6 protein-coding genes are annotated in these 5,003 nt (G+C 65.2%); all 6 read right to left on the bottom strand.

Going from position 1 to position 5,003, the window contains the following annotated elements; genetic code table 11:
• Nucleotides 1-157 precede the first annotated feature (157 nt).
• The 6 genes from QMX78_RS20030 to pstC all read right to left on the bottom strand — a co-directional run bounded on the left by QMX78_RS20030 (nt 158) and on the right by pstC (nt 4,824).
• Complete coding sequence (locus QMX78_RS20030; RefSeq protein WP_282272932.1) at nt 158-523, bottom strand: hypothetical protein; 366 nt, start codon at nt 521-523, stop codon at nt 158-160.
• Between the two features lie 139 nt (nt 524-662).
• A complete protein-coding gene (locus tag QMX78_RS20025; RefSeq protein WP_282272930.1) occupies nt 663-1,055 on the bottom strand; it encodes an RcnB family protein in 393 nt (130 codons plus the stop codon).
• Nucleotides 1,056-1,264: 209 nt separating this feature from the next.
• Complete coding sequence (gene phoU, locus QMX78_RS20020; RefSeq protein WP_282272928.1) at nt 1,265-1,972, bottom strand: phosphate signaling complex protein PhoU; 708 nt, start codon at nt 1,970-1,972, stop codon at nt 1,265-1,267.
• A 155-nt stretch (nt 1,973-2,127) separates the two neighbouring features.
• Complete coding sequence (gene pstB, locus QMX78_RS20015; RefSeq protein WP_282272926.1) at nt 2,128-2,958, bottom strand: phosphate ABC transporter ATP-binding protein PstB; 831 nt, start codon at nt 2,956-2,958, stop codon at nt 2,128-2,130.
• Between the two features lie 31 nt (nt 2,959-2,989).
• Nucleotides 2,990-3,853 carry a phosphate ABC transporter permease PstA gene (pstA, locus tag QMX78_RS20010; RefSeq protein WP_282272924.1) on the bottom strand — a complete coding sequence of 288 codons (864 nt, stop codon included), beginning with the start codon at nt 3,851-3,853 and terminating at the stop codon, nt 2,990-2,992.
• Entirely contained in the window at nt 3,853-4,824 is a 972-nt protein-coding gene (gene pstC, locus QMX78_RS20005) for a phosphate ABC transporter permease subunit PstC (RefSeq protein WP_282272922.1), read from the bottom strand. The genes pstA and pstC overlap by 1 nt, the downstream gene beginning before the upstream one ends.
• Nucleotides 4,825-5,003: the final 179 nt, after the last annotated feature.

The raw sequence follows: 5,003 nt of genomic DNA, 5'->3' as shown, positions 1-5,003 counted from the left end.
CCGCCCCCCCCCCCCCCCCACCCTTATCCCGGGGCCCCCACCACAAAAACCCACGCCCCCGGCCGGTGCAGCCTGCAAGGCGTCGAGCAGCGAGCGCCGCAGGCCCAGGCCAGCGCTGGCCTGGGCGGGCATGCGCTGGTGGGGTGGTGTGCAGGACTTAGTGCTTACCGCCACACTTGCCCTCACCACACTTGCCTTCGGCCTTGGCTTTGTCGGCACCGGCGGCTGCTTCGCCATCAGCCTTGGCGGCATCGGTCCTGGGCTTGTCCTTGTCGGCACCACACTTGCCTTCGCCACATTTACCTTCGCCGCACTTGCCCTCGGCCTTCTGCTTGGCGGCGGCATCGGTGCTTTGCGCGGTAGCGCTGGCCGCTTGTGCTTCGGTGGTTGGTGGGGTCTGGGCGCTGGCACCGAGGGCATAGCCCTGGGCCAGGTCGGTCATGGCAAAAGCAGGGGCCGCGATGCCGCCGAGCAGGGCGGCGCCCAGGGCGAGCGTGGTGGACTTGCGGATGTCGATGGCCATTGATGGTGTCTCCGGTGGTGGTTGGGCCGGGGGGAGGCTGGAGCTTAGCAAGCGGTCCGGCGCAATGGCGTGACCTTGCCACCGTTGGAATGGCAACGGGCCCACTTGGGGCCCGTGTTGATTCAGCTGGCGATGGTGATCAGCGATGGCCGCTGACGATATCGATGATGAGTCCGGTGGCGACTGCCATCAGCACATAGCGGTCATCGACCTTGCGCCATTCGTTGCCGCGCCCGGGCCGACGCAGGCCATGCTTGCTGTAATCGGCAATATGGTTGCCGCGCTGGTTCTGCGGCAGGCGCTCGCCCTTGCGTGGGACATGGTGCGCACTGTTGCTGGAGGCGTTGCGGGCGCCGTTGTGCGCGGCCGGTGCAGGCGTGCTGGTGCGATGGCTTTGGGCGTGCTGATCAGCACTGTGGGCCGACTTGTCGCGACGAATGTCGTCGCGGTCACGATCCTGCGCTGGGCCGGCAAGGGCGGCACCGGAGGCGAACAGGGACAGACCCAGGAGGGTGGCAGCGATACGCTTCATGGCAATTCCTCAGTGCGCGGCGGGAGTGCTGCGGACGAGTCCATGCTCGGAAAAAATGCGTGAATGACTGATTAAAAACACCGGCTGCAGGGTATCGCTTTGTACCTGTCTGTATCAGCCCGCCACGACGAGGTGCAGCGGGCCGATGCGGACCGGATGGCAGCGCGGCCGCTGCCTGCGCATTCAGGCCGCGGCTGGACAACCGTCGATCAGGCGTGATCGACGGTGCTGGTTTCGTCGCGCTTCTCGCGCGGCGGCAGCGGCGCATCACCGTGTACCAGGAACCATACGTTCTCGGCGATGTTGGTGGCGTGGTCGCCGATACGCTCCAGGTTCTTGGCCATGAACAGCAGGTGCGTGCACGGGGTGATATTGCGCGGGTCTTCCATCATGTAGGTCAGCAACTCGCGGAACAGCGCGGTGTACTGGGCGTCCAGACGCGCGTCGTCGGCGCGCAGGCTCAGTGCGGCCTCGGCATCGTTGTCGCGATAGGCTTCCATTGCGCGGCGGACCTGCTGCGCGGCCAGTCGGCCGAGTGCGCGTACGCCCTGGATCTGCGGCAGCGGCGGCACCGCGGCAAGTGCGATGGAGCGCTTGGCGACGTTGGCGGCATAGTCGCCGATGCGTTCGATGTCGGCGGGGATGCGCAGGCCGGCGAGTATCTCGCGCAGGTCGCGGGCCATCGGCCCACGCAGCGCCAGGCGCATCACGTCGTGGCTGATCTGCTGCTCAAGCTGGTCGATGGCCTCGTCATTGGCGACGATGCGCTGCGCGGCCTTCTCGTCGCGGCGTTCGATCACGTCCAGCGCGGCTTCGAGCTGGGCAACGGACATTTCGCCCATGCGCACGATCTCGGTTACCAGTCGCTGCTGTTCTTCGTCATAGCTCTTGACGATGTGGTCGTTGGGAAGATTCATGGAATGCTCGCTGGAGACGGTTCGGGTGGGACTGCATTCGTTCGGGAGCTGCGTTGCCATCCATGGCGTACATCTGGCTTCGGAGTGCGGCCCGGCCATCCTTGGCCAGGCGTCCAGCGGGCGGTGGACCATTGCACGGTCCGCCTGCGCCAGCCTCAGCCGAAGCGACCGGTGATGTAGTCCTCGGTCTGCTGCTTGGAGGGATTGGAGAAGATGGTTTCGGTGCGGTCGTGTTCGATGAGGTCGCCCAGGTACATGAAGGCGGTGTAGTCGGACACACGCGCTGCCTGCTGCATGTTGTGGGTGACGATGGCGATGGTGTAATCGTTCTTCAGCTCTTCGACCAGCTGCTCGATGCGGCTGGTGGAGATCGGGTCCAGCGCCGAGGTCGGCTCATCGAGCAGCAGCACGTCCGGGCGCAGCGCCACGGCGCGGGCGATGCACAGACGCTGCTGCTGGCCACCGGACAGGCCCAGCGCGCTCTGGTTGAGCTTGTCCTTCACTTCGTCCCACAACGCGCCCTGGCGCAGCGCCTGCTCGACGCGCACGGCCATGTCGGCCTTGGACAGCTTCTCGTGGTGGCGGATGCCGTAGGCGACGTTCTCGAAGATGGTCATCGGGAACGGCACCGGCTTCTGGAACACCATGCCCACCTTGGAACGCAGGCGGTTCATCGGGTACTTGGGCGAGAGGATGTTCTCACCGTCCAACAGCACTTCACCGCGCGCTTCCAGCTTGGGGTACAGCGCGTAGATGCGATTGAAGATGCGCAGCAGGGTGGACTTGCCGCAACCGGAGGGGCCGATCAGCGCGGTGACACGCTTTTCCGGAATCTCCAGGTTGATGCTCTTCAGCGCATGGAACTTGTCGTAGTAGAAGTCCAGGCCGCGTGCAGCGAGCTTGACCGGCGCCGGCGTGTGCAGCGACTGGTTGGCGGCGGGCACGTTGATGCGCTGCATCGGTACGGCGTTGCTGAGGTCGTTCATGGGAAGGTCCATGGCAATCAATCGTTTAAGTTCAATCGTTCGAGATGCGGTTACGCAGCAGCAGGCCGCGCGCGGAGAGGCTGACCAGCAGGACGAACACGGTCAGCACCAGGGCACCTGCCCAGGCCAACACCTGCCAGGATTCGTAGGGGCTGCCGGCGAACTGGTTCATCACCACCGGCACCGAGGCCATCGGCTGCATGACGTTGCTGTTCCAGTACTGGTTGCCGAAGGCGGTAAACAGCAGCGGTGCGGTTTCGCCGGAGATACGGGCCAGTGCCAGCAGGATGCCGGTGACGATGCCGGCCATGGCGCTGCGGTACAGCACCTGCATGATCACCTTCCACTGCGGCACACCGAGAGCCAACGCGGCTTCGCGCATCTGCACCGGTACCAGGCGCAGCATTTCGTCGGTGGTACGGATCACCACCGGCAGCACGATGAAGGCCAGCGACAGCGCGCCTGCAAATGCGGAGAACTGGCCGCCGGTCTGCATCACGTACAGCGTGTAGACGAACAGGCCGAGCACGATCGATGGTGCCGACAGCAGGATGTCATTGACGAAGCGGACCACGGTGCCGGCCTTGCGGGCGTTGCCGTACTCGGCCAGCCAGGTGCCGGCGGCGACGCCCAGTGGCGTGCCGATGCCGATCGCCATCGCACACATCACCGCGCTGCCGAAGAAGGCATTGAGCAGGCCGCCTTCCTGCATTGGCGGCGGCGTCATCTTGGTGAAAAGGTTCAAGTTGATGCCCGGCAGGCCCTTGGACAGCAGCGTCCACAGGATCCAGCCGAGGAAGAACAGACCGAACAAGGCGGTCGCACAACCCATGAACAGGGCCACGACATTGACGACGCGACGGCGCAGGTACAGCGAATCAGCGGAAGCGGACATCAGTTGCCCTCCTTGCGGGACAGGCGCATCAGCATCAGGCGGGCCAGTGCCAGCACCACGAAGGTGACGATGAACAACACGAAGCCGAGCAGCAGCAGCGCCGAACGGTAGGTCTCGGTGGCTTCGCCGAAGTCGTTGGCGATCAGTGCGGCGATGGTGGTGCCGGGCTCCAGCAGCGAGGGGGTCAGGCGCACGCTGTTGCCGATCACGAAAGCGACCGCCATCGTTTCACCCAATGCTCGGCCCAGGCCGAGGAATACGCCGCCGATCACCGCGGAGCGGGTGTAAGGCAGCACGATGTCCCAGCTCACTTCCCACTTGGTCGAACCCAGCGCGTAGGCCGATTCCTTCAGGCGGGTCGGAACGGTGAGGAAGACCTCGCGCATCACCGAGGAGATGAAGGGGATCACCATGATCGCCAGCACGAAGCCGGCGGTGAGCATGCCGATGCCCAACGGCGGGCCGCGGAACAAAGCGCCGATCACCGGCAGTGGACCGATGTGATCGTTGAGGAACGGAGTGACGTATTCGGTCATCACCGGCACCAGCACGAACAGGCCCCACATGCCGTAGATGATGGAGGGGATGCCTGCCAGCAGTTCGATGGCGGTGCCAACCGGGCCACGTAGCCAGCGCGGCGCGACTTCGGTCAGGAAGAAGGCGATGCCGAAGCTCACCGGCACGGCGATCAACATCGCGATCAGCGCGGTGACGATGGTGCCGTAGATCGGCGCCAGCGCACCGAACTTATTCTCGACTGGATTCCACTCGGAGGAGTAGAAGAAGCTCAGGCCCTGCTCCTGCAGCGCGTGGCGGCCGCCCCAGAGCATGGACAGTGCGGCGCTGGCCAGGGCGACCAGGACGAAGATGACGGTGGCGACCAGGAACCAGCGGAACAGACGCTCGTTGCGGGCGTCACGCAGGTCGCGCGACGTGGGCGAGGAAGCTAGGGACGGTGCAATGGCATTCATGGCAGCGGCAGGGGCCCAGGAGGATGCGGTGGTGTTTCTGTCCCCGAGGTCGGGGAATTCAATTCTTCGAGGTCGTGACCCCCGCCTGCGCGGGGATGACGGTATGACAGAGGCGGGGGGGGCCCCCGCGCGGCCGCCGCCCGTCGCCGCTCGTTTATTCAAATGAACACCGCCACCCC

The sequence above is a fragment of the Stenotrophomonas sp. PS02298 genome (assembly GCF_029959445.1).
Lineage (GTDB): Bacteria > Pseudomonadota > Gammaproteobacteria > Xanthomonadales > Xanthomonadaceae > Stenotrophomonas.
The sequence above is the reverse complement of the archived record's forward strand: the minus strand, read 5'-3'. Positions and strand labels throughout refer to the sequence as shown.